The sequence below is a fragment of the Paraburkholderia sp. HC6.4b genome (genome assembly GCF_014200875.1).
Taxonomy (GTDB): domain Bacteria; phylum Pseudomonadota; class Gammaproteobacteria; order Burkholderiales; family Burkholderiaceae; genus Paraburkholderia; species Paraburkholderia tuberum.
On sequence record NZ_JACHDC010000006.1, the window covers coordinates 153,242 to 176,388 of the forward strand.

General features: G+C 65.9%; 19 protein-coding genes. 8 read left to right on the forward strand and 11 right to left on the reverse strand.

Annotated elements, in window-relative coordinates; translation table 11 throughout:
• The first annotated feature begins 37 nt into the window (after window positions 1-37).
• A complete protein-coding gene (locus HDG34_RS11345) occupies window positions 38-787 on the forward strand; it encodes an SDR family oxidoreductase (protein ID WP_184060034.1) in 750 nt (249 codons plus the stop codon).
• A 202-nt stretch (window positions 788-989) separates the two neighbouring features.
• On the opposite strand, the gene HDG34_RS11350 is transcribed toward HDG34_RS11345, so the two are convergent.
• Together HDG34_RS11350 and HDG34_RS11355 are read right to left on the reverse strand one after the other, a co-directional pair.
• Window positions 990-1,691: a carboxymuconolactone decarboxylase family protein gene (locus tag HDG34_RS11350; RefSeq protein WP_184060036.1), complete on the reverse strand. Its 702-nt coding sequence runs from the start codon at window positions 1,689-1,691 to the stop codon at window positions 990-992.
• Window positions 1,692-1,735: 44 nt separating this feature from the next.
• Window positions 1,736-2,146, reverse strand: a complete 411-nt coding sequence (locus tag HDG34_RS11355; RefSeq protein ID WP_184060038.1) for a cupin domain-containing protein — start codon at window positions 2,144-2,146, stop codon at window positions 1,736-1,738.
• A gap of 114 nt (window positions 2,147-2,260) precedes the next feature.
• Between HDG34_RS11355 and HDG34_RS11360 the strand changes: the two genes are divergently transcribed.
• Complete coding sequence (locus HDG34_RS11360) at window positions 2,261-3,166, forward strand: LysR family transcriptional regulator (protein ID WP_184060039.1); 906 nt, start codon at window positions 2,261-2,263, stop codon at window positions 3,164-3,166.
• 64 nt (window positions 3,167-3,230) lie between these two features.
• Here the strand turns inward: HDG34_RS11360 and HDG34_RS11365 are convergent, their stop codons facing one another.
• The 5 genes from HDG34_RS11365 to HDG34_RS11380 all read right to left on the reverse strand — a co-directional run bounded on the left by HDG34_RS11365 (window position 3,231) and on the right by HDG34_RS11380 (window position 10,341).
• Window positions 3,231-5,210: an AI-2E family transporter gene (locus HDG34_RS11365; protein WP_184060041.1), complete on the reverse strand. Its 1,980-nt coding sequence runs from the start codon at window positions 5,208-5,210 to the stop codon at window positions 3,231-3,233.
• Between the two features lie 389 nt (window positions 5,211-5,599).
• Window positions 5,600-6,304: a UbiA family prenyltransferase gene (locus tag HDG34_RS40145; RefSeq protein WP_409259317.1), complete on the reverse strand. Its 705-nt coding sequence runs from the start codon at window positions 6,302-6,304 to the stop codon at window positions 5,600-5,602.
• On the reverse strand, window positions 6,267-6,692 hold the full coding sequence (locus tag HDG34_RS40150) for a hypothetical protein (RefSeq protein WP_409259318.1): 426 nt from the start codon (window positions 6,690-6,692) through the stop codon (window positions 6,267-6,269). Before HDG34_RS40150 ends, HDG34_RS40145 begins: the two co-directional genes overlap by 38 nt.
• Window positions 6,693-7,090: 398 nt before the next feature.
• Window positions 7,091-8,764 carry a hypothetical protein gene (locus HDG34_RS11375; RefSeq protein ID WP_184060043.1) on the reverse strand — a complete coding sequence of 558 codons (1,674 nt, stop codon included), beginning with the start codon at window positions 8,762-8,764 and terminating at the stop codon, window positions 7,091-7,093.
• 296 nt (window positions 8,765-9,060) lie between these two features.
• A complete protein-coding gene (locus HDG34_RS11380; RefSeq protein WP_184060045.1) occupies window positions 9,061-10,341 on the reverse strand; it encodes a DUF445 domain-containing protein in 1,281 nt (426 codons plus the stop codon).
• Between the two features lie 215 nt (window positions 10,342-10,556).
• Between HDG34_RS11380 and HDG34_RS11385 the strand changes: the two genes are divergently transcribed.
• Together HDG34_RS11385 and HDG34_RS11390 are read left to right on the forward strand one after the other, a co-directional pair.
• Window positions 10,557-11,762 carry a DNA repair exonuclease gene (locus HDG34_RS11385; protein ID WP_184060047.1) on the forward strand — a complete coding sequence of 402 codons (1,206 nt, stop codon included), beginning with the start codon at window positions 10,557-10,559 and terminating at the stop codon, window positions 11,760-11,762.
• Window positions 11,759-14,380, forward strand: a complete 2,622-nt coding sequence (locus tag HDG34_RS11390) for an AAA family ATPase (RefSeq protein ID WP_184060049.1) — start codon at window positions 11,759-11,761, stop codon at window positions 14,378-14,380. The genes HDG34_RS11385 and HDG34_RS11390 overlap by 4 nt, the downstream gene beginning before the upstream one ends.
• A gap of 34 nt (window positions 14,381-14,414) precedes the next feature.
• Here the strand turns inward: HDG34_RS11390 and cobJ are convergent, their stop codons facing one another.
• Genes cobJ through cobG form a run of 4 tightly spaced genes read right to left on the reverse strand, consistent with a single transcriptional unit; the run spans window position 14,415 to window position 18,968 of the window.
• Complete coding sequence (gene cobJ, locus HDG34_RS11395) at window positions 14,415-16,169, reverse strand: precorrin-3B C(17)-methyltransferase (RefSeq protein WP_184060311.1); 1,755 nt, start codon at window positions 16,167-16,169, stop codon at window positions 14,415-14,417.
• Window positions 16,166-16,909, reverse strand: a complete 744-nt coding sequence (locus HDG34_RS11400) for a precorrin-2 C(20)-methyltransferase (RefSeq protein WP_090809842.1) — start codon at window positions 16,907-16,909, stop codon at window positions 16,166-16,168. The genes cobJ and HDG34_RS11400 overlap by 4 nt, the downstream gene beginning before the upstream one ends.
• Window positions 16,910-17,536: a precorrin-8X methylmutase gene (locus HDG34_RS11405; protein ID WP_184060051.1), complete on the reverse strand. Its 627-nt coding sequence runs from the start codon at window positions 17,534-17,536 to the stop codon at window positions 16,910-16,912.
• The gene (gene cobG / locus HDG34_RS11410; RefSeq protein ID WP_184060053.1) at window positions 17,529-18,968 is read right to left on the reverse strand and encodes a precorrin-3B synthase; all 1,440 of its coding nucleotides are present in this window, start codon (window positions 18,966-18,968) and stop codon (window positions 17,529-17,531) included. Before cobG ends, HDG34_RS11405 begins: the two co-directional genes overlap by 8 nt.
• Window positions 18,969-19,275: 307 nt before the next feature.
• On the opposite strand from cobG, the gene cbiE reads away from it, so the two are divergent.
• The 4 genes from cbiE to cobM are packed head-to-tail and all read left to right on the forward strand — an operon-like array spanning window position 19,276 to window position 23,085.
• On the forward strand, window positions 19,276-20,499 hold the full coding sequence (gene cbiE / locus HDG34_RS11415) for a precorrin-6y C5,15-methyltransferase (decarboxylating) subunit CbiE (RefSeq protein WP_184060055.1): 1,224 nt from the start codon (window positions 19,276-19,278) through the stop codon (window positions 20,497-20,499).
• A complete protein-coding gene (locus tag HDG34_RS11420; protein ID WP_184060057.1) occupies window positions 20,499-21,599 on the forward strand; it encodes a cobalt-precorrin-5B (C(1))-methyltransferase in 1,101 nt (366 codons plus the stop codon). The genes cbiE and HDG34_RS11420 overlap by 1 nt, the downstream gene beginning before the upstream one ends.
• A complete protein-coding gene (locus HDG34_RS11425; RefSeq protein ID WP_184060059.1) occupies window positions 21,596-22,336 on the forward strand; it encodes a cobalt-precorrin-6A reductase in 741 nt (246 codons plus the stop codon). The genes HDG34_RS11420 and HDG34_RS11425 overlap by 4 nt, the downstream gene beginning before the upstream one ends.
• 20 nt (window positions 22,337-22,356) lie before the next feature.
• Entirely contained in the window at window positions 22,357-23,085 is a 729-nt protein-coding gene (gene cobM / locus HDG34_RS11430; RefSeq protein ID WP_184060061.1) for a precorrin-4 C(11)-methyltransferase, read from the forward strand.
• Window positions 23,086-23,147: the final 62 nt, after the last annotated feature.

A 23,147-nucleotide genomic window follows, 5' to 3' on the forward strand; every position in this document is an offset into this window, starting at 1 on the left:
TGCCCGTGTCAACTGACTCTCATCTGGAGAATGTGCCATGAAGATCGTCGTAATCGGTGGTTCCGGCCTGATCGGCTCGCGCCTCGTCACGCTGCTCGGCGAGGCGGGTCATGAGGCCCTTGCTGCGTCGCCGCGTACCGGTGTGAACGCCGTGACGGGGGAAGGTCTGAGCAACGCGCTAGCGGGCGCGGACGTCGTAGTAGATGTGGCGAACGCCCCTTCCTGGGAGCCTCAGGCGGTGCTCGACTTTTTCCGCACCTCGACGCGCAACCTCGGCAAAGCCGAAGTGGCTGCAGGGGTACGCCATCACGTCGCGCTTTCCATCGTCGGCTGCGACCGCACGCCGGAAAATGCGTATTTCGTTGCCAAGGTCGCGCAGGAAGAGGCGATTGAAGCGGCGGGCGTGCCCTATACGATCGTGCGCGCGACCCAGTTCATGGAATTCATCGGCGCGATTGCTGATTCCGGCGCAGAAGGCGGGACGGTGCGCGTTGGGGACGGACTGTTCCAGCCGATAGCCGCGGACGACGTCGCAGCGATCCTCGCGCAGGTCGCTCCCGCCACGCCACTGAACGGCACAGTCGATATCGCGGGCCCGGACCGTGAACCGTTTGCCGCCATCATCAGACGTTATCTGAAGTCCGTCAGCGACCCGCGCCCTGTTGTGACGGATCAGGGTGCGCGCTATTACGGCGGCCGCGTCGAGGAACAGTCACTCGTACCGCTCGGCGAGGCGCGAATCGGCCGCGTGAGCCTGGACCAGTGGCTGGCGCAAACTGCAAACTGAAAAGGGGTGATTTCAGGTCGATGCGAAAGCAGAATCAGCATGTCTGCGAATATGTTCGAGAACCGGTATGAAGTGAAGACGCGGTCCCTAACTGATGTTTGTTCGAGCTTCCGCGGTGCCAGCGCAGCATCCGGGCCGACGAGCTTCCACCTCGGTTGGAAAAACGCGGCTTCCCAACCGGTGGACGATCCTGCATCGACGTTTATGCCGCTCGCTTCGCGAATACATCCTTGAACACGGGCATCGCCGAAAAGACGTTCGGCCAGCCTGCGTAAAAGGCGAGCTGCGTCAGCATTTCGGACGCCTCGTCCTTCGTCAGACCGTTGTCCATGGCACGGCCGAGGTGATACGGAATCTGCGCAACCTGACCGCTGGCAACCAGGGCGCTCACCGTGACCAGGCTCCGGTCGCGTGGAGCGAGTCCTGGACGCAGCCAAAGGTCGCGGAAAAGCACATCGGTCGTGTACTGAACAACGCCGGGAGCGACCGACCCGAAGCTTTGCTCGACCGCCTGCGCACGCTGTTGCTCTGCGACTTCGTTCAGTGGTAGCGGCTCGACCTCGGTCCGAGGGACCTGATCGATACCGATGTCACGTTCATCGAAGATACGCTTCGTGACGACAGCCGCCGCGGTCGCATTTCCCCAGCCGGAATAGAAGGCGAGGTGCGTGATCATTTCCGAAATCTCGGCAGGCTTCACACCGCTATCCAGCGCTAACCGGAGATAGAACGGCATCTCGATGGTCTGGTTGCGGGCGATGAGCACCGACAGCGTCACGATGCTCCGGTCTCGCGGTGACAGTCGCGGCCTCTTCCAGAGGCCGCCGAGCACGGTCTGGCTCGTATAACGCGCGAATGCCGGAGAAACGGGAGTGAGATCAACTTGTGACAATGGATCTTGCATGTTTCCAGTCCTTTCCATTGAGGTACAGGCAGCGAAGAACCGCATTACACCTGCTCGCCGCTGCCGAGGTACTGCTCGTCCGTGACCTTCTCCAGCCATTCGACGTTCTTGCCGTCGAGCGCTTCCTGAATGGCGATATGTGTCATCGCGGTCGTCGAAGTTGCGCCATGCCAATGCGTGTGGCCAGGCGGGCACCAGATCACGTCACCAGCCCGGATTTCGACGCGCGGCTCGCCTTCGCACTGGGTCCAGCCACAGCCGGCCGTAACGATCAAAGTCTGGCCGAGCGGGTGGGTATGCCAGTTAGTCCGCGCTCCCGGCTCAAAAGTGACGCTCGCGCACGAAACGCGTGCCGGCGGAGGCGGAGCGTTCAGCGGGTCGAGCCGCACCGTGCCCGTCAACCATTCTTCAGGGCCTTTCTTCGAGGGCTGGGAGCCCGCGCGTTTCAATTCCATGACTGTTCCTCGTCGGTATCGTCGGGGCGATATGCCACTGCTGTTAATCTAACTCCTGGCAATTGATGCGACTAGATCGCAATATCGGGATGCCCTTATGCTGTGGAGCATTAATTGAAAGAGGATTTCAACGATCTGGTCGGCTTCATGAACGTCGCGCGTGAGCGCAACTTCACGCGGGCGGCCGCGCAACTGGGAGTCTCGCAGTCGGCCTTGAGCCGGACGGTTGCCGGCCTTGAAAAGCGGATGGGCCTTCAGTTACTGATGCGCACTACCCGGAGTGTCTCGTTGACGGCGGCAGGCGAACGGCTACTGGCGGCGATTGCACCGCGCTTTCAGGAAATCGAAGCGGAGGTCGATTCTTTGCGCGCGATGACGAGCCGCCCAGGCGGAACTGTCCGGATCACGACCACCGACTACGCGGCAAACTCGTACGTTTGGCCGCGTCTGCAACCGTTGCTGCGCCAGTATCCGGATCTGAAGATTGAATTGCTCAATGACTACGGGTTAGCCGACATCGTCGCGGATCGGTACGACATCGGCGTGCGGCTAGGCGACCAGGTGGCCAAAGACATGATCGCGGTGCGAATCGCGCCTGATATGACGATGGCAATCGTGGGCTCTCCAGGCTACCTGCAATCGACCGCACCGGCGAAGACGCCGCAGGATCTAACGCTGCACAACTGCATCAATCTCCGATTGCCAACGCGAGATTCACTGCTGCCGTGGGAGCTACGGAAGGGGCGGCGAGAACTGCAGGTGCGGGTCGAAGGGCAGCTCACCTTCAATAGTGTCTACCAGATGATGGACGCAGCGCTTGGCGGGTTTGGGCTCGCGTACGTGCCCAAAGACCTGGCCGAGGTGCATGTCCGGGCCGGGCGCTTGAATTGGGTGCTGGAAGACTGGTTTCCCACGTTCGTCGGACATCACGTCTATTATCCAAGTCGCCGCAAATCATCCCGGGCAGTCGAGCTTGTGGTGGACGCATTGAAGAGCGGTTATCAGCGTCGAGCGCAGTGACCGGCAAATGGCGATCACGACGCAGATTTTCACCACTGCGGTCACGGCGTGAGCCCACCCAGCCTCAGCCGGCGCTGGCCGTCTGCGACGGCTGCCGCATGGGCTGCCCAGCCGTTGCCGCGTGACATGCCTCGATCATCGCGCGGAACGTCGGCGACGCATGCAGTTCCCCGCCCGCATCGAGTTCGACGCTGCCGTCCGGCGCGTCGCCGACGCCGACGCCGACCACCAGCGTCGCGCGTGGCCGCCATTCGCGCGTGCGCCGCAGCATGTTGCGCAGGTACAGCGGCGACTCGGGCGCGTCGAGCGACACGATGCAGATGATCGACGTGTCCTTGAAGCTCGGCTCGTCGGCGCGTGCGCTGCGATAGCCCGAGTGCGTCGCCATCAGCGGCGCGAAGCCCTGGCGGTTCAGCAGTTGCACAGCGATCGCGGTCGTCACTTCGTCGAACGCGCCGCGGCCGGGCACGCACAACACCGCGGCCTTGCCCGCTCCGTCCGGCTGTTGCGAGCGCGTGAGCAGATCGCTGCGGTATCGCTCCATGGCACCCGCGCCCGGCGACGCCAGGTCCGGCGTCCCGGCAAGCAGCGCGTTACCCGCGTCCGCCGGTTCGGCGGGCGACAGCGAATCGCGCAGCCCTTCGGCAATATCGAGGTTCTCGACGATATCGACGAGCGCGTCGTTGATCCGCTGCAACTGGTCGGGCATCAGCACGCCGCGCTGCGCGTCGTTGCGCGCGAGCCGCAGGCCTTCGAGCGCGACCTTGTCGTAGTAGTCGATCAGCGACATCTCGCGCAGCAGCCGTTCGGCCTGCACGATCGCCTCGTGCGGATCGTCGGCGAGCAGGCGCTGATAGAAGTTCTGCGCGGGCGTCAGCGCGGGCTGATCGCCGAGCAGCACGGTCAGGAAGTTCAGCCGGTCCGCGTAGCGCCCGAGCGTGACGACGCACAGCGTGAGCGGCGTCGACAGCACGAGGCCGATCGGCCCCCACAGCCAGCTCCAGAAAATCGCCGCGACCACCACCGCGAGGGGCGACAGGCCCGAGCGATGACCGTACAGCAGCGGCTCGGCGATCTGCCCGGCGACCACGTCGACGACGATGAACAGGATCAGCGTGAGGACCGCCATCGTCCATTGCGGCTGGATCGCGGCCGCGAGAAAGAATGCGAGGATCGCCGCGATCCAGATGCCGATGTACGGCACGAAGCGCAGCAGCGCGGCGATCACGCCGAACAGCAGCGCCCCCGGTACGCCGATGATCGCGAGCCCGATCGCGATGATGCCGCCCGCGCTCAGATTCACGCCGAGCTGCGCGACGAAATAGCGTGACAGGCGCCCGGCGGCGTCGTTGATCGCGGTAGTCGTGCGGTGCAGGTCGCGCGAACCGAACAGGCTGATCAGACGGTCGCGCAAATCCTCGCGCTGCAACAGGATGAAGATGGTCACGACGAGCACGATGAAGGTCGTCTCGATCGGCGCGATGGCCGGCGTCAGCGCGCGCTGCGCGAGTTGCACCGGCGTCGGCGCGGGCTCGTGCACCTCGACCTGTTGCGGCACCTGCGGCGCGTTGCGCGCGGCGCGGCCGGTCGGGCGCGGCGGCGCGGGGCGCGATGGCGCCACGCGCTGCAGCGCGCTGGCAGCGCTGCTCATCAGGGCGTCGGCGCGGCCCACGGTCTTTTCCTGCACGGTTTCGATCTTCTGCTCGATCGCTTCCTGGTACTGCGGCAGCGCGTCCGCGAGCTGCACGAGCTGCGCGCCGATCAGCGCGCCGATCGCGAGCAGCGAGGCGAGAGCGAACAGCACCGCGATGAAGATCGACGGCAACTGGCCCATGTGCAGACGCCGCAGCATTTGCACGAGCGGCGCGAGCAGGAAGCTCAGCAGCACCGATAACGTGATCGGAATCAGTACCTCCCGCCCGAAGTACAGCCCGCACACGACCACCACGCCGGTGATCAGCGACACGAGGCCATGCAGGCCCGGCGTGCCCGGCGGGTAAACGCGGTTGGGCCGCCCCTGCGGTGGCGGTAGCGATATTTTCATGTAAGCAGAATTCCGGTTGGGACGCGTTGACGACCGAGCGGAGCACTGGTCCTCAGCAAGACAGATGCCCGAATTGTAGGTGGTTTGGTGGGGTGGGGGTGCTTTGCCACGTCGCGGCGACCGGTAAGAGGCCGATTCAGATCGCCGGCCGCGCATCGTCTGGTTCCAGGAGGGCTGGTACGACGTACGCCGCCTGCACAGTACGATTGGCTACCGTTTGCCGCTCGAACTCGAGAACGCCAACACCCAACGGCGAGACCGTGAGCGAAGGGCGACGCATGCCAGGGTCACCAAAGGCAACATGGCGTCAGCGGCTGTCGAACTTATCGACACATTCCGACATGCGACACGATGAACGTGTGCGCCGGTCACGCATCATGCGTCGCGGGCTAGATTGCAATGAGCACTGCAACTACGCACAGCACAATGGTCAGAAGGCTGGAGCGGTTTTTTATTGCGTAGGCGATCGGGTCGTCGTGCATCTCACCGCGAAATGCAACCATCCAGACGCGGCTGATCCAGTACAGGAGCAGGCAAAACAGTATCCACAGCCGATGGGGATGGCTGTACAGCACCGTCACGTCGGTGGATTTCATGTAAAGCGCAAGGACTAGCACTGCAACATAGCCCGAGGCCGATCCGAATGAGCGAAGAATGTTCATGTCAGCAGTCAGATAGCCCCGGCCCGCTGCGGAGCCCTTGCCCGCTCGCTGCATCTTGTCGAGCTCTGTATAACGCTTCACCATGGCGAGACTGAGGAAAATCATGACCGAAAACATGATCAACCAGTCGGAGAGTACGACATCAACGGCAGCTCCTCCAGCCACGATACGGGTGGTGTACAGTGCAGCCAGCACGAACACGTCTACCAGCATGATCCGCTTGAGGCGGAATGAATACGCGAGCGTCATCGCCACATAGCCGACCAGCACGAGTTGAAACGCTACCGGCAGCAGGACGGCAAGGGCTGCCGATGCCAGCATCAGAACGAACATCAGAAAGATGCCCGCGGCAAGCGGCAGTTGACCGGATGCGAAGGGGCGCTCGCGCTTTCGGCTATGACGCCGGTCTGCATCGAGGTCGATGCATGTCATTTAGCAGGTACACGGACGACGCACAGAAAGAGAAAGAAACAAAGGCTATTGCGTCAGCGCTCAGTGCCTCGACATTGGCAAACCGGTGCGAGGCGAGAAGCGGCACGAAGATAAGGAGATTCTTCACCCATTGATAGACGCGCATCTCTTTGATGACGAGCCAAAGGAGCGGTCTTTTGCTATCAAACACGACCGTTGCGTGATTGACTTTGGAGGCCGCAGCCTGGATGCTTTTTCCTCCAACGACGATTGCCTTGCGGGCCTGCTTCCACACGGGCACGTCAGCGCGGGAATCGCCGCAATAGTCGAAACCCTGTACGCCGAACTCGGCCGTCAAGGCGCCGGCTTTGCTAGCGCCTGATAGATTTCGGAGCTCGTTGCTCGCCATCACGCCTTTGAAGAAGCCGAAATGCGAAGCGATCTGTTCTGCAAAGCGTTGATCGCCTGCCGTGCACAGGTAAAGGTCGCGACCGCTCGATCGCTCACGCTTCAGGAAATCAATCAGGCGAATCGCATGAGATCGCTATCAAGAGACAGATAGGTCCGGTGCGCTCACTTTATTGATAACCGAGCCTCTCGTTGTGTAGAGCGCGCATTGGCGGGAAGCTGCTGAACAGCATCCGAGTGGTCAGGAAACGGGTTCAGCAGACCTTCCGTACTATTCTGTCTCGGTTTGTTGCGATATGAGGCGAAGCTCAGAGAATGCATACCCGACGAACTGTGGTCCCTCGTCGAACCGTTGCTACCCGTGGGGGCGCTCGCAACAGCTTCCAAGCCGACAGAAGTTCACCGACTGAGTACCGTCACAGCGGGAAATCGCATCAGATACCAGGCGTCTCGACTGTCTCCCACATAGCGAATATCAAGCAACCTCCCCGGGCGAACAGGATCGGCCGCCACGCCGCGAGCAACCAGACGCTCCAAAACGTCATGACGCAGCCAGAAAAGCGTCCCATTGTAAATCGCGGGCAGATAGTCCGTCTGGAATTCGGCGACGGAGTATATCCCGCTGTTGCTGCTCCAAAGGCCATGTGTTTCGATGACTTCCGGACGTTCCTTGCTCAGATAGTCCGCAAACCCTGCATACCCGCGACGCGCCAGCGATGGGTTGGTCAACAGCGCCGAATCCAGAATGTCCAGATGTTCGCAGCACAGTGCGGCGCCACCAACGTCTGGCGTCATGAACTTGAGTGTCGGTTGCCCCAGATACTCGCGCAGATGATCAACCGAAGCACCCGTCATCGCGTAGTTCGCTGGCGTAATTCCGCGCCAGTCACCGGGGAAATCGTGCCACGCTCTTTTTCGGGCCGCGTCTCCCGCCGCATTCAGCGCAGCGGGCAGCACGCCACGCATCGCCGCACCAAGGATTACCGTGTCGACGTTGTCGCGCAGCAACGCAATGTTGAACAGGAAAGTTCCAGAAAGGCACAGCAAAAGCCCACGAAATACATATGGTTGACGCATATTCGCAAAACGCTCTGCGAGAGAAAGGACGAAAAGGGGAACTACGGCCATGAACATCCGCCCGGTATACCCCCAATTTTTTCCCGATACGAGCGCGAATACGGCAAAAGAAAATATTAGAAGTACAGGCATCGGATCCAGACGCCGCTTTTTCTCTCCCTTCCGGCTCAGGTACATGCCAGCCAGAAACGCGGCATTCACGAAAAGGAAATCCTTGAGACCGCGCAGCTTTACCAATACGCCGTCCCAGCCTTTTTTACTGTAGGGCATTTGCAGCTTGGCCAGGATGGTATTCGGCAATAGCGTGCCGAAGACACGATACCTCCAGATTGTCATCAGCAGAAAGCAAAGCATGAGCCAGACGCACATTCGAATGGCATGCGGCCTATCCTGCGGGCAAAACACGACCATCCAGCCAAGCGCGAATCCCAGATAGAACACCGCCTCGAAGCGAGTCAGCATCAGAAGCGGCAACAGTGCATAGGCGAGTGTCGATCGCGCGCGCCAGGAGAGCACGAACGCAAACAGCAGCAACGCAAAGACCGGCATTTCCATGCCATTGATGATCTCGGCCTGGCAGGCTGGCAGCAGCCCCAGCAAGCACACCACAATGAGGCGATGCGTTGGGCTCGGCAGGCACGGTTCAAGTGCGCGCCACACGAGCACCAGAGTAGCGCTCAGTGCGATGAAGGAGAGCAACTGCGCCGTCATGATCGCATCCAGAAAGCCTGGATGCATCATCCACTGCCCTATCGCCAACATTGCCGTCATGAGCAAAGTTGACGTACCTTCGGCCGGCGCCGAAGCTGATGTCAACGCGAATACCCCGTGTCGCCCGAGTGTATGCGCATAGGCAATAGTGATGGCGCCGTCGTCCCAGCCATACGGGCCGACCAGCGCTATCGCTGTCAACGAAAGTGCCGCATACGCGACGACGAAGAGGAGCCCGGTGGCTCCAACTCTCCCCTCGACACTGCGTGTCAGGTTCTCGGACATAGCCAGTCGACGTAAGTAGGATGGCTGATAATACATCGGGCAAGCGGCGAGGGAACGTGGCCCCGAATACATGGACGCAGGTTGGTTCGACTTTCCGTTTTGTACAGACCATTGTCCGATTTGCGCGTGACGAAATGCGAAGTGATTGGCGAACGCGGCATGCACGAGTCAGAGAATTGCTCGATGCGCACTCCTTGATCAAAACTGCGATCGAAACCGCATCAGTCAAACAGTGCGACGTCCTTCGGCCGATCGATGGCATGGAAGACTACCGGTAGGGGCCGCCAATCCGCATGCTAGCCGACATGCACCCGCAGCATCTCCAGCCACAGCGAACTCACATACAGCAACAAGCCGATAAATCCGCCGACGATCGTCCCATTGATGCGGATGTACTGCAGATCCTTGCCGATATTCATCTCGACCTGGTGCGACATCTCGTGCGCGGGCCAATTCTTCACCGTATCGCTGATATGGCGTGTGAGGAACCGCGCGAAATCCGGCGCCATCGCGCGCGCCGCTTCCTCGAGGTGATCGTTCAGCGATTGCCGCAGCGCTGGATCGCGCGCGAGTTCGCGGCCGACCCACGCGCCCATCGCGGCGACACGCGCATGCAGTGCCGAATCGGCGCTCTGCAGATCGCGCTTGAGCCACGCGCGCAACTCGCCCCACATGTCCTTCACGTAGCTGCCGAAAGCCTCGCCTTCGACCAGATAGCGCTTCAGTGCTTCGCCTTGCTGCAGGAACACGGGATCGGTCTTCAGCCGCACGATCAGCTTCTGCACCGCGTGGTCGAACTTGTCGCGCAGCTCGTGCGTGGGGTTCTCCGCGATCTGTTCGAGCATACGGTTCGCGGCGCTCGCGATCGCCTCCGCTCCCTTGTCGCCGAGCCATACCGACGGCAGAAACTTCTCCATCGTCGGATACTCGCTTTTCACCCAATCGACGATGCGCGCGGCAATGAATTCGCGCGCCGGCGCCTCGCGCAGCACCGCGATCACCTGATCGATCGCGGTGTCGAGCAGTTCCTGATGGCGGCCGTCGCGCGTCAGCGTGTCGAGAATCGCGCCGAGCGATTGCGACAGATCGACCTTCGCGAGCACGTCGCGCAACCCGTCCCTGATGAAGTTCTGAATGCGGGCGTCGTCGGCCACGTCGAGGATGCCGCCGGTGAGCCGCACCACGTAGTCGCCGAGGCGCGCGGAGTTGGCCGATTCGCTGAGCCACGCGGTGATGGTCTGCGCCGGATCATGCCGGCGGATCAGACCGACCAGCGACGGCACGTCGAGAAACTTGTCCTGCACGAAGTGCGCGAGGTTGTCGGCGATCTTGTGCTTGTTGCGCGGGATGATCGCGGTGTGCGCGGACACGAGGGGAATCGGCACACGGCGAAACAGCGCCGCGACCGCGAACCAGTCGGCGAGCGCGCCGACCATCGCCGCTTCGGCGACGGCCTTGATGCCGTCGACCCACAGGCCGCGCGGCAGGAATGCGGCGACGACGAAAACGCAGGCGGCCGCGAGCAGCAGCAGTAAAGGCGTGCGCTTGGCCTTCTTCAGTTCGGTGATCTTGTCCATCGGGCGCGGTTGATCGTGTCGGGCGGGGGCTGGAAAGTCGGCGGGCTCAGCCGGTTCGGTTGCAATGATGCGGTACGGCCCGCGCGCGCGTCCAGCCTGGATACGCGCGCGCGCAATACGCGCCGGCGCTTCGGCAAGGTAACATTCGCGATCGGGCTCCTCGGCGAAATCAACGCAAGAGGACGCAACGCAATCGCAATCGCAATGGAGGCACAGTGATCAGGTTTCTGCACACCGCGGACTGGCAGATCGGCACGCAATTCGGTCAGTTCGAACCGGACGAGGCCGCGCATCTCGCCCAGGCGCGCTTCGACACGGTGCGCCGCATCGCCGAAGAAGCGGCCGCGCGCAACGTCGACGCGGTGCTCGTCGCGGGCGACGTGTTCGATCTGCAGACGGTGTCGGACACCGTGATCCGGCGTTTGTTCGCCGCGCTGCAAGCGTTTTCCGGAGCGTGGCTCATGCTGCCGGGCAATCACGACGCGGCGCTCGTCGAAAGCGTGTGGACCCGCGCGCAGCGGCTCGATTGCGTGCTGCCGAACGTGCGCCTCGTGCTCGAAGCCGGCGTCGTGCTGCTCGACGCATGCCGTTGCGCGCTGCTGTGCGCGCCGCTCACGCAGCGCATCACCTACGACGACACCACCGCGTTGTTCGATTCCACCGCTACTCCGCCCGGCTATCACCGCGTGGGGCTCGCGCATGGCAGCGTCGGCGGCATTCTGCAAGACGGCATCGATTCGTCGAATCCGATCGCCCCGACGCGCGCCGCCAGTGCGCGGCTCGACTATCTGGCGCTCGGCGACTGGCACGGCCATCTGCGCGTCGACGAACGCACGTGGTACGCGGGCACGCACGAGCAGGACCGTTTCCGCGCGAACGAGCCGGGCTTCGTGCTCGACGTTACCGTCAGCGATCCCGGCGCGGTGCCGCAGGTCGACGCGGTGCGGGTCGGGCAATACCGGTGGCATCGCTGGGACGAGACGATTTCGGTGCCGACCGATGTCGATGCATTGAAAACCCGCCTCGCCGAACTCGGCGCGAATGACGTGCTGCGCATCGAGGTCGGCGGCACCGCGGCGCTCGCCGATGCCGAGGCGCTGCATGTCGCGGTCGAACAGGCGCGCGCGCGCGTGCGCGCGTTGCGTGCCGATCTGGGCAGTCTGCACGTGCTGCCGACCGCCGACGATCTCGCCGAACTCGGCGCGCAAAGCGGCTATCTCGCGAAGGTGGTGGCGCGGCTGCGCGGTCTGCAGGAAGACGCGCAAGCCGATCCGCGAGAGGCGCGGCGCGCGGCCGAGGCGTTGCTGCTGCTGGCGCGTTTTCAGCGCGACCAGCGGCAACGCGATTCGCAGGCCGCACCACCCGCGCAGACGCGCGAGCGGCAGCAACCTGAAGCGCCGCGTGAAGGAGCCCCCGCATGAAGCTGCAACGTATCGCGATTCAGGAATTCAGGCAGTTCGGCGGGCAGATCGTGATCGACGATCTGCAGCCCGGTCTCAATCTGTTCATCGGCCCGAACGAGGCCGGCAAAAGCACGATTGCCGAGGCGGTGCGCACGGTGTTCCTCGAACGCTACAAGGCGTCGCATCTGAAAGACCTGTTGCCGTGGGGGCTCGCGAGCGGGCAGCCGTCGGTCGAGGTCAGCTTCGAGCTCGATGGTGTGGCGTGCCGTCTGTCGAAGCAGTTCGTGTCGCGTCAGCGTTGCGAGCTGAGGATCGGCCAGGCCGTGTATAGCGAGGACGAAGCCGAAGACAAGCTCGCCGCGCTGCTCGGCTTCTCGCGCGCGGCGCGCGGTCCGATGAAAGCCGAGAACGCCGGCGTGCCGGGTCTGTTGTGGGTGCAGCAAGGCGGCACGCAGGAGATGCGCGATTCGACCGGGCACGCGGCGCAGTATCTGCGCGACGCGCTCACGCAACTGTCGGGCGGCCGCGAAGCGGGCGGCGAGGACGCGCTGATCGCGGCCGTGCAGCGCGAGCTGCGGCAACTGCTGACCGCGCGCACGCAGAAGTCGACCGGGCCGCTCGCCGAGGCGGAGCAGAAGCTCGCCTCGCTGATCGCGAGCCGCGACGAGCTGCAACAGCAGCGCCAGCAGTTCGACGACAACATCGCGCGCCTCGCCGCCCAACAGCAGGCATTCGACGACGCCGAGCGCAGGCGTCCGTGGGAGCTTCACGAGCAGAAGGCCGCGCTCGCGCAGCAACGTGCCGCGGCGGTCGAACGACTCGAACGCGGTCTCGAAGGGCTCGCGCAGTCGCTGAAGATCGGCGAGGCCGAACTCGCGTTGTCGGTGCAGCAGGAGCAGGGCGCGCTCGAACTGGAGGCGGCCATCGCGCTCGAACGCGAGCAGCTCGACGCGGCGCGCGTCGAGGTCGCGGCCGCGCAAACCGCGCATGTACAGGCGCAAAGCCGTGTGGCGCAATTCGAGCAGGCATCGGCCGAGGCGAACCGCGCGCTCGAACTCGCGAACGCGGCCGTCACCGCCGCCGACCTGCGCAGCCAGGTCGATTTCTATCGGGCGGAGAGCCAGCGGCTCGAAGCGTCGATCGGCGAGGCGGACAAGGCGAACGCGGCGGTGTTGCAGGCCGCGCGCGAGGCGGCGGCGCTCGAACTCGACGACGCGCAGTTCAAGCGCCTCGTCGCGCTCGACGGCGAATTGACCGTGTTGCGCGCGCGGACCGAAGCGGCGATGACGCGCATCGAGTACAGCTTGAATGGCGAGTTGAGCGTCGGCGATCAGACGATCAGCGGCACGGGCGTGCTGCATGTCGACGATGAAAAACGCATCGGCCTCGGCAAGCTCGGCGAATTGCGCGTGATTCCGGGCGTGTCCGATCTGTCCGCGCGGTTGTCGGAGCTGGCGTCGCTCGAGGCGAAGCACGCGCAGTTGCTGCGCTCGCTCGGCGTCGCGTCGGTGGGCGATGCGCAGGCGCGTCACGAGCAATGGAAAACGCAGGTCGCGCAACAGAAGAGCCAGGCGAGGATTCTCGAGGTGCACGCGCCGCAAGGCATCGATGCGTTGCGCGCGGCGCTGGCATCGACAGCGGCGCGCTCGCAGGCGTCGAGCGAGCGCCTTGCCAGTCTGCCCGACGTGTCCGCGGCGCCGCCGCTCGACGACGCGCGCCGCAACGCCGACATCGCGCGCGACGCGTTGGAGACCGCGCGCAAGATGCTCGCGCAGGCGGCGGGCGCACAATCCAGCGGCGTTGCGAAGGCCGATTCGCTCACGGCGCAGTTGCAGCGTAAAGAAGCGCAGCTGCACGACGAAGCGTTTCGGCGCAAGCGCGCGCAGTGGCAGGCGCATATCGTCGAGCAACGCGTCAAGGTCGATGCGCTGAAGAACCAGCGCGGCGAGCGCGAGCGCGAACTCGATGCGGCACGTCTGGACGACCCCGTGGCGGAGGCGAAGCGCTATCGCGCATCGGCGGAGCTCGCGCGCAACGAGCAGCACGAGCGTCAACTGCGGATCGCGGAGCTGCGCAGCCAGCTCGAAACGATGGGCGCATCGGGCCTCGGTGAACGGCATGCCGCGCTCGAAGCCCAGGTCGAGCAGGCCACGCGTCGCAACGACGAACTGCGCCTGCGCGCGAGCGCGCTGAGTCTGCTCGACGAAGTGCTGGTCGACGAACGCGACGCCGCGCTCGCCCAACTGCGTGCGCCGTTGACCGAGCGGGTCGGTCACTACCTGAAGCGGCTTTTTCCGCAGTCGAGCCTCGCGCTCGGCGACGATCTGATTCCGGCGATGCTCGATCGCGACGGCCGCGCGGAACTGCTCGATGCGCTCAGCTTCGGCACGCGCGAACAGCTCGGCATCCTGACGCGGCTCGCGTATGCGGATCTCTTGCAGGCCTCAGGCCGGCCGACTCTGCTGATGCTCGACGACGCCGCGGTACACACCGATGCCGCGCGCCGCGACGCGCTCAAACGCGCGTTGATCGACGCGGCGACGCGGCATCAGATTCTGGTGTTCACGTGCCATCCGGAGTTGTGGGACGACCTGGGCGTCAGGCAGCGGGCGGTGCAGGATCTGAAGGTGGGGTGAGCGGGGCGGGCCGGTACCACCCGGTACGGTCCGCTTACTCGTACCACCGCGGCGTGTACACCCACTGCGCGCCGTGATGACCGCAAGCGAATCTTCTCGTCAGCGACGACCCGACGATCACCATCGTGCGCATATCCACATCGGCCGAGCGAAGCTCGCCGAGCGTCAGCGTGCGCAGCGTGCCGCCGGGCCGGCCGATATCGCGACCCAGCACCACGTGGGTCGATGGCACGCGATACTCCCGCACGATGTCGAGTGCCTTGTCGAGTTGCCACGGACGCGCGCGCGAAATCGGGTTGTAGAACGCCATCACGAGATCGGCTTGCGCCGCATGGCGCAGGCGGGTTTCGACGATCGTCCACGGCTTCAGGTTGTCCGACAGCGACAGCATGCAGAAGTCGTGGCCGAGCGGCGCGCCGGCCTGCGCGGCGGTCGCGAGCGCGGCCGACACGCCCGGCACGATCGATAGTTCGACGGCCGCCCATGCGTCGTTCCGGGAAGCTTCGAGCGCTTCGAGCACGGCGGCCGCCATTGCGAACACGCCGGGGTCGCCCGACGACACCATCACGACCGAGCGGCCTTCGCTCGCGAGCTCGAACGCGTGCCGCGCGCGCTGCATTTCCTCGCGATTGTCGGTGCCGTGCACGCGCTGACCGGCGCGCAGCGGGCCGGCCATTTTCACGTAGGTGTCGTAGCCAAGGATGTCGGTCGCTTCGTTCAATGCGGTGCGCGCGGCCGGGACCATCAGCTCGGCCCGGCCGGGACCGAGGCCGATCACGGTCAGACGGCCGCGGGCACGGCCGAGCGTCGCGGGGTCGATGGCGAGCGGGGAGAGGGCGAGCGCAACGTCGGGGTGTGCGTCGTCGTGCAGCGTTTCGTGGGGGACGCGTAGTGCGGTATGCAGCAACCTTGCGGCACTCGATTCGCCCGGTTCGGCGCTGGCATCGGCGAAGCGCAGCGGCACCTCGAGAAGCCTTGCCGCTTGCGCGAGCGCCGGGTCGGCCATGCTCGTCGATGGCGCGAGCAAGGCCGCAAGCGAAAGCATCGCGAGACCCTGCGCGTTCAGTGCCGCGCGCACGCGTGCGACGATCGCGTCGGCGGCATCGGCCTCGTCGCTGGCGACAGCCGCCACCACGCTGCGCGGATGAATCACGAGTTCGTCTTCACGCGCATCGCACGCGCGCGGCGTCACGCGAATCGCGAGACGCGCCGACGCCGAGCGCGGCAGTTGCGCGTCGTCGAGCCACGGCGCGTCGCCTTCGATGCGCGTGCTTTCGCCCGCGAGCAGATCCGACACGAAGCGCTTGCCCTGACCCAGGTCGGCGAGCGCATAGCCATCGGGCGGATTGAGCACGCAGGTGCCGAAACGCAGCTCGCCGCTCGTCGTGATCGCGGGCTGCACGGCCAACGCCGCGGCGATGTCGCGCGCCATCACGTTGACGCCCGCGAGGCCGCCGAGCAGCGGCACGACCGCGCTGCCGTCCTCGGCGACCGCGAGGACCGGCGGCTCGGCGCCTTTGTTCGACAGCAGCGGCGCGAGGCAGCGAATCACGATGCCGGCCGCGCACAGCGCGACGATCGGCGTGCCGCGCGCATACAGCTCGCGCAGATGCGCGCCGAGTTCGCCGTACGAGACGTCGGCGTCGACGCGCCCTTGCAGCGCATGGACCTGGCAGTCCGTGGCAACGCCGGCCGCGGCATGCGCGCCACGCTCGACATACGACGCCTGAATCCGCCGCGCGGTCGCAAGCGCGCCCGTACCGAGAATCACGATGGCGGGCGCGTTCATCCTTGCCATTTTTGCCCCGGCACGACCAGCAGTGAGAAATACGGCGACGCCATCGGATCGACTTCCGCGAGCGGCACGATGCGCTGATTTCGCATCGTCGCGCGTTCGACGTACAGCGCGCGCTGCGCGAGTCCGAGTTCGTCTAGCACGCGCCGTACCTTGTCGAAATTGCGGCCGAGTTTCATGATGACCGCCGCGTCGGCGTCGGCCAGACGGCGGCGCAATTCATCTTCGGGCAGCACGCCCGACAGCACCGACAAGCTCTGGTTGCGATAGACGAGCGGCGCGCCGAGCACCGCCGCGCCGCCGAGCATCGAGCACACGCCGGGCACTACCTCACTGTCGTAGCGCGCCGCGAGCCGGTCGTGCAGATACATGTACGAGCCATAGAAGAACGGATCGCCTTCGCAGATCACCGCGACGTCGCGGCCCGCGTCGAGATGGCCCGCGACGATTTCGGCGGCGGTGTCATAGAAGTCCGCGATGATCGCTTCGTACGACAGCGGCGGTTCGAGTGCTTCGGTGGTGACCGGATAGACGAGCGGCAGATGCTGCTGCGCGTCGTGCAGATGCGCCTCGATGATGCCGAACGCGTTGCCCTTCTTGCCCTTCGCGACGAAATACGCGACCACCGGCGCCGCTTTGAGCAGCCGCAGTGCCTTCAACGTCAGCAATTCCGGGTCACCGGGACCGACGCCGATGCCGTACAGCCGTCCGCGACTCGTTAGCTGGCTCGCCATTTATTCGACCTCCGTCGCAAGCGCGTTGACCGCGGCAGCGGCCATCGCGCTGCCGCCGCGCCGTCCGTGCACGACCACATAGGGGACGCCGCGGCTGTTTTGCGCGAGTGCCGCTTTCGATTCCGCCGCGCCGACGAAGCCGACCGGAAAGCCGAGAATCAGCGCCGGCTTCTGCGCGCCGGCATCGAGCATGTCGAGCAGATGAAACAGCGCGGTCGGTGCATTGCCGATCACGACGACGCTGCCCGCCAGATGCGGGCGCCACAATTCGAGCGCGGCGGCCGAGCGCGTGTTGCCGATTTCGCGCGCGAGCGCGGGCACGTCCGGGTGCGTGAGCGTGCAGATCACTTCGTTGTTCGCGGCCAGCCGCGCGCGCGTGATGCCTTGCGCGACCATGCCCGCATCGCACAGGATCGGCGCGCCTTGCGCGAGCGCGCGGCGGCCCGCGCTGCCGGCGCCGTCGGAGAACGCGAGGTCGTCGATCACGTCGACCATGCCGCACGCGTGGATCACGCGCACCGCGAGCTTTTCGAGGTCGGTGGGGATGCGCGCGAGGTCGGCCTCCGCGCGGATCGTCGCGAACGATTGGCGATAGATCTCCTGACCGTCGCGAATGTAATCAAGCATGTGGAGTACTCCGGGCGAGGCGCGCGAGCAGCGCGGCGGCCTCGTCGATCGTCAGTTGGGGCGCGACGCATTGGCCGAAGCCGGGGCGGCCGTCGCGTCGATAAAGGTCGTAGAGGCCGGGCGCGGCGGCGAGCAGCGTGTAAGGCGCGCGATGGGCGGCCGCGCAGGAGCGCGGACAGCCCGTCAGATGCACGTCGACGCCGGCGGGTAAGCGCTCGGCGAGTTGCAGCGCGTCGGTCTTGGTGTCGGCGAGGCCCTTCGCGCAACCGGCCGAACCGGTGCAGGCGATCACGTGCGTGATGGCCTGCGCGGGATCGCACGCGAGACCGAGTGCGATCAGCTTCGCGAGCACGGCGGGCACCGCTGTCGTCGCGATGTCGGGCAGCAGCACGCTTTGCCATGGCGTCGCGTGCAACCTGCCGTTGCCGTGTTTTTGCGCGAGCGCAGCCAGGGCGCGCAGCGTGGCCGCATCGATCCGGCCGAGTGGTGGTTGGCCGCCGACATGCGACGTGCCGTCGCCGCGCTGCGCGTGCGCGCCGAGCCGCAGCGATGGGTCGGCGGCGATGTGCCGTTGCCAGTGGCTCAGCGATGCGTCGCGCGCGAGCGGGAAATCGACGTAGCGCTGCGCGTGCCGCAGGAGCGCGTCGGCGCAATGCGTGGCGAGCAGGTCGCGCATGCGGGTCGTGTCGGCTGGGGCGAGGTCGAGGAACGTGTGCAACAACGCGCGCAGGAGCGCGGGCACGCGCGACGCCGGCACCGCCGCGAGCGCGCCCGTGCCGTTGGAATCGTGATGGTCGCGCGGGTTCGAGTTCTCGCCTGCCGGAGCCGGGCACCCCGCGAGGCCGAACACGAAGCGCACGCCTTCTTCGTCAGCCGACGCCGCGAGCCACACGTCATGCGGATGATCGACCCGCGCAAACTGTTCGCCGCCGTCGAGCAGCAGCGCGAATTTCGGCGACAACGCTACCAAGCGCGCATCGCCTTGCAGCAGCGTCAGCAGTTCTCCGCACAGCGGCGTCGTGTCGATCAGCGCGTGCGGATCGCGGCCGGCGGCGGGGCTGATCATCACGTTGCGGACGTCGTCGGCGGAACTGAGCGCGCCGGCCGGTCCAAGCCCCGCGCCGATCAGCGCCGCGCTCAACGCCGCTTCGTGTCCGTTACGCACGCCGCGCAGTTGCAGATTCGCGCGATTGGTCAGCTCGGCGACGCCGTTCGCGTGCCGCGTGCTGGCATCGGCGATCGCGCGTGCCTGCGCCGCGCTCAGCACGCCGCCGGGCAGTTTGATGCGGCAGATGCCGCCGTCGCGCGCGGGGACGATGCGCAGCAACCCCGGACATGCCGAAGACCGCGGTGTCGTGACCGCGTGGGACGAAACGGTGGGAGGCGAAGCTCGATTCAAAGGGGCACCGGGTTTAGCGTCGCGCGACGGCATGGCTGTGGCCTCGCTGCATGCTGCCCGACGAGGGCCGGCGTGAACTGTGCGGCCGAAAGGCGCTTCGGGCTGACCGTGGGCAATGAAAGCGGCCATTATATCTTTACGCTGTGGCCGCAGCGCCTGTTTGCCGGCCATCGCGCGATGCCGGTGATTCCGGCAGCATGGCGCTCCGCCGCGAAGCCGCGGGCCGCATGGCGGCGGTATCATGCGGACTTTCGCAACCGGCGCTCCGAGCGTGCGCAAAGCCGCATGCGTGAGCCGGTGCAATCGCTAAAGAATCGACGCAACCGATGAGGATGGATGCATGCCGGCATGGCTGACCGTAGTGGGCATTGGCGACGACGGCTTCGCCGGTTTGGGGCGGCCCGCGCGGCGTGCGTTGCTGGGCGCGTCGGTCGTGTACGGCGGCGAGCGCCATCTGGCGATGCTGCCCGCGCGGCTCGCCGCGCGCCGTGCCGCGTGGCCGCGTCCGTTCGATCTCGCGCCGTTGCTCGCCGAGCGTCCGCACGCGGTGTGCGTGCTCGCGAGCGGCGACCCGATGCTGTTCGGCGTCGGCGCGACGCTCGCGCGGCAGTTGCCGGCCGGCGAGCTGCGCGTGCTGCCGGCGCCGTCGTCGTTGTCGCTCGCGGCCGCGCGGCTCGGCTGGCCGTTGCAGGATGTCGCGACCGTCTCGCTGGTCGGCCGACCGCTTGCCGCGCTGAATGCGCATCTGCGTGACGGCGCGCGCCTGTTCGTGCTGAGCGCGGACGGGCACACGCCCGCGGCACTGGCGGCCTCGCTCGATGCGCGCGGTTTTGGCGCGACTGCCATGACCGTGCTCGAACATCTGGGCGGTGCACGCGAACGGCGTGTCGATGGCCGCGCGGGTCAATGGCCGGCCGGCGAGATGGCCGCGCTCAATCTGATCGCGCTCGCGTGCCGCGCGTCGGCGCATGCGCCGCGTCTGCCGCTGACCTGCGGTTTGCCCGACGACGCCTTTATCCACGACGGCCAGTTGACCAAGCGCGACGTGCGCGTCATCACGCTCGCGCGCCTCGCGCCCGCGCCCGGCGAGTTGCTGTGGGACGTCGGCGCGGGCAGCGGTTCGATCGGAATCGAATGGATGCGCGCGCATCCCACGTGTCGCGCGATCGCGATCGAAGCGAACGAAGCGCGGCAGCGCTTCATCGAACAGAATCGCGATGCTTTGGGCGTGCCCGGGCTGCAACTCGTGGCCGGCCGCGCGCCCGACGCGTTGCGGGGACTGCCGACGCCGCACGCGGTGTTCATCGGCGGTGGGGTGACGGAGCCCGACGTGCTCGACACCTGTTGGACACAACTGCGCGACGGCGGCCGGCTCGTCGCGAACGCGGTGACGCTGCAAGGCGAGGCGGTGCTCGCCGCATGGCGCGAGCGGCATGGCGGTACGCTGACGCGCATCGGGCTCGCTCACGCGCAACCGCTCGGCGGCTTCGATACGTGGCGCCAGGCGTTGCCGATCACCCTGCTCGACGCGACCAAACCCGCCAAACCATCGGCCGATTCGTGATGCGCGACGAGACTCCCGAGCAGCCGGCGCCGCTGCGCAGCGGCTATACGACCGGCAGTTGCGCGACCGCGACGTCGCTCGCGGCCGCTCGTCTACTGCTGGCGGGCGAGGTTAGCGAGGTCGCGGAGATCGTGTTGCCGAAGGGCCAGCATGTGCCGATGCGGCTCACGTTCTGCCGGCTTACCGCGCTGGACGGCGAGCGGATCGCCGAAGCCGGCACGATCAAGGACGCCGGCGACGATCCCGACGTGACCCATGGCGCGCTCGTGTTCGCGCGCGTGCGCCTCGTGCCCGGGCCCGGTGTTATCTTTCGCGCGGGGCCGGGCGTCGGCACGGTCACACGCGCGGGGCTTACATTGCCGGTCGGCGAACCGGCGATCAATCCGGTCCCGCGCCAGATGATCACGCAGCACCTCGTCGAACTCGCCGCGCGCCACGCGTATCGCGGCGGCTTCGAAGTGACGATCGGCGTCGAAGGCGGCGAAGCGCTCGCGCTGAAAACGATGAACCCGCGACTCGGGATCGTCGGTGGACTGTCGATCCTCGGCACCACCGGCATCGTGCGGCCGTTTTCGTGCTCGGCATATATCGCGTCGATCCATCAGGGCATCGACGTCGCGCGCGCGAACGGCTATACGCATGTGGCCGCCTGCACCGGCAACGCGAGCGAGGACGCGATGCGCGCGCACTACGGCCTGCCCGATATCGCGCTGATCGAAATGGGCGATTTTGTCGGCGCGGTGCTCAAGCATGTGAAGCGCGCTCCGGTCGAGCGACTGAGCATTTGCGGCGGCTTCGGCAAGCTCAGCAAGCTCGCGGCCGGCCATCTCGATCTGCATAGCCGCAACTCCAGCATCGATCTCGAACAACTCGCCGGCTGGGCTGCCGCGCATGGCGCCGACGCCGCGCTGCAAGCGGCGATGCGCGCGGCCAACACGAGCCAGCAGGCGCTCGCGCTCGCTCACGCGCGGCAGGTGCCGCTCGGCGATATCGTCTGTCAGCACGCGTTGGCCGTTGCTCGCGATATCGTGCCGCCGCAGGTCAGCGTCGAAATCTTCGCGATCGACCGGCAGGGCAATATCGTCGGAGTCGCGCGATGACGCGCATCCTGCTGCTCGGCGGCACCGGCGACGCGCTGAAGATTGCGCGCCAACTCGGTCCCGCGCATGTGTACAGTCTCGCGGGACTCGGCAAGGTCCCCGACGACTTGAAGTGCGCGGTGCGCGTCGGCGGTTTCGGCGGTAGCGCGGGTCTGGCGCGTTACCTCGCGAGCGAAGCGATCGGCCTCGTGATCGACGCGACGCATCCGTACGCGGCGCGGATCAGCGCGAATGCCGTCGACGCGTGCCGCGTGGCGAAGGTGCCGTGCTGGGCGCTGCGGCGTCCAGCGTGGCAGCCGCAAGCCGGCGACGACTGGCGCATGGTCGATGACTGGAACGAACTGATCGACACGCTCGCGCCGTTCAGGCGGCCGCTTTTCACGCTCGGGCGCGAACCGCTCGCGCATCTCGACGAGATTGCGCCGCATCAATTCTGGACCGTGCGCGTGCTCGATTCGCATCCGGACACGGCGCGCTCGCGCATCCTCGCGGCGCGCGGACCGTTCACGCTCGACGGCGAACGCGCGCTGTTCGCGCTGCAGGCGTTCGACGTTGTCGTCAGCAAGAACAGCGGCGGCGGCGCGACCGAGGCGAAGCTCGAGGTCGCGCGCGAACGTGGCTTGCCGGTGATCATGCTGCGACGGCCGGTGTTGCCCGAGGTCGATCGCGAGTTCGCCGGCGTTGCCGATCTTCTCGATGCGTTGCCCGAGCAGGCGAATGCGGATTCGGGTAAGTGAGCAAATAATTGGAGTACTGAATGACAGTGTTTTTTATCGGCGCGGGTCCGGGCGACCCGGAACTGATCACGGTCAAAGGGCAGCGTCTCGTGCGCAGTTGTCCGGTGATCCTGTATGCGGGGTCGCTGGTGCCGGCCGCGGTGCTCGAAGGTCATAGCGCGCAACAGGTGATCAACACCGCGGAGCTCGATCTCGACCAGATCGTCGCGCTGCTCGCGGCGGCGCACGCGAAGGGCCAGCATGTCGCGCGCGTGCATTCGGGCGATCCCTCGCTGTACGGTGCGATCGGCGAGCAGATCCGCCGTTTGCGCGAGCTGGCCATTCCTTACGAAATCGTGCCCGGCGTGACCGCGACGGCCGCATGCGCGGCGGCGCTCGGCTGCGAGTTGACCCTGCCCGGCGTGTCGCAGACGCTGATCCTCACGCGCTACGCGAGCAAAACGTCGATGCCCGAAGGCGAGCAGTTGGGCAATCTCGCGCGGCATCGCGCGACGCTGGCGATTCACCTCGGCGTGCGGCATCTCGCGCGCATCGTCGATGAGTTGCGGCCGCATTACGGCGGCGCGTGTCCGATCGCGGTGATCTATCGCGCGAGCTGGCCCGACGAGGAAAAGATCACCGGCACGCTCGACGATATCGTCGCGAAGGTGCAGGGCAGCGCGATCGAGCGCACCGCGCTGATTCTGGTCGGCCAGGTGCTGGCCGCCGAAGGATTCGCCGATTCGACGCTGTATGCGAAGGGCAGTTGACGGCGCCGTGAAAGCCGTTCTGGCGTCAGGAAGCCGCTTGGGTTGTCGATCATAATGTGACG

Excerpts from the sequence above, each read along its gene's own strand:
- HDG34_RS11345 (WP_184060034.1), top strand. The coding sequence starts at position 38 with ATGAAGATCGTCGTAATCGGTGGTTCCGGCCTGATCGGCTCGCGCCTC.
- HDG34_RS11350 (WP_184060036.1), bottom strand. The coding sequence starts at position 1,691 with ATGCAAGATCCATTGTCACAAGTTGATCTCACTCCCGTTTCTCCGGCA.
- HDG34_RS11355 (WP_184060038.1), bottom strand. The coding sequence starts at position 2,146 with ATGGAATTGAAACGCGCGGGCTCCCAGCCCTCGAAGAAAGGCCCTGAA.
- HDG34_RS11365 (WP_184060041.1), bottom strand. The coding sequence starts at position 5,210 with ATGAAAATATCGCTACCGCCACCGCAGGGGCGGCCCAACCGCGTTTAC.
- HDG34_RS40145 (WP_409259317.1), bottom strand. The coding sequence starts at position 6,304 with ATGACATGCATCGACCTCGATGCAGACCGGCGTCATAGCCGAAAGCGC.
- HDG34_RS40150 (WP_409259318.1), bottom strand. The coding sequence starts at position 6,692 with ATGGCGAGCAACGAGCTCCGAAATCTATCAGGCGCTAGCAAAGCCGGC.
- HDG34_RS11375 (WP_184060043.1), bottom strand. The coding sequence starts at position 8,764 with ATGTCCGAGAACCTGACACGCAGTGTCGAGGGGAGAGTTGGAGCCACC.
- HDG34_RS11380 (WP_184060045.1), bottom strand. The coding sequence starts at position 10,341 with ATGGACAAGATCACCGAACTGAAGAAGGCCAAGCGCACGCCTTTACTG.
- HDG34_RS11390 (WP_184060049.1), top strand. The coding sequence starts at position 11,759 with ATGAAGCTGCAACGTATCGCGATTCAGGAATTCAGGCAGTTCGGCGGG.
- cobJ (WP_184060311.1), bottom strand. The coding sequence starts at position 16,169 with ATGAACGCGCCCGCCATCGTGATTCTCGGTACGGGCGCGCTTGCGACC.
- HDG34_RS11400 (WP_090809842.1), bottom strand. The coding sequence starts at position 16,909 with ATGGCGAGCCAGCTAACGAGTCGCGGACGGCTGTACGGCATCGGCGTC.
- HDG34_RS11405 (WP_184060051.1), bottom strand. The coding sequence starts at position 17,536 with ATGCTTGATTACATTCGCGACGGTCAGGAGATCTATCGCCAATCGTTC.
- cobG (WP_184060053.1), bottom strand. The coding sequence starts at position 18,968 with ATGCCGTCGCGCGACGCTAAACCCGGTGCCCCTTTGAATCGAGCTTCG.
- cbiE (WP_184060055.1), top strand. The coding sequence starts at position 19,276 with ATGCCGGCATGGCTGACCGTAGTGGGCATTGGCGACGACGGCTTCGCC.
- HDG34_RS11420 (WP_184060057.1), top strand. The coding sequence starts at position 20,499 with ATGCGCGACGAGACTCCCGAGCAGCCGGCGCCGCTGCGCAGCGGCTAT.
- HDG34_RS11425 (WP_184060059.1), top strand. The coding sequence starts at position 21,596 with ATGACGCGCATCCTGCTGCTCGGCGGCACCGGCGACGCGCTGAAGATT.
- cobM (WP_184060061.1), top strand. The coding sequence starts at position 22,357 with ATGACAGTGTTTTTTATCGGCGCGGGTCCGGGCGACCCGGAACTGATC.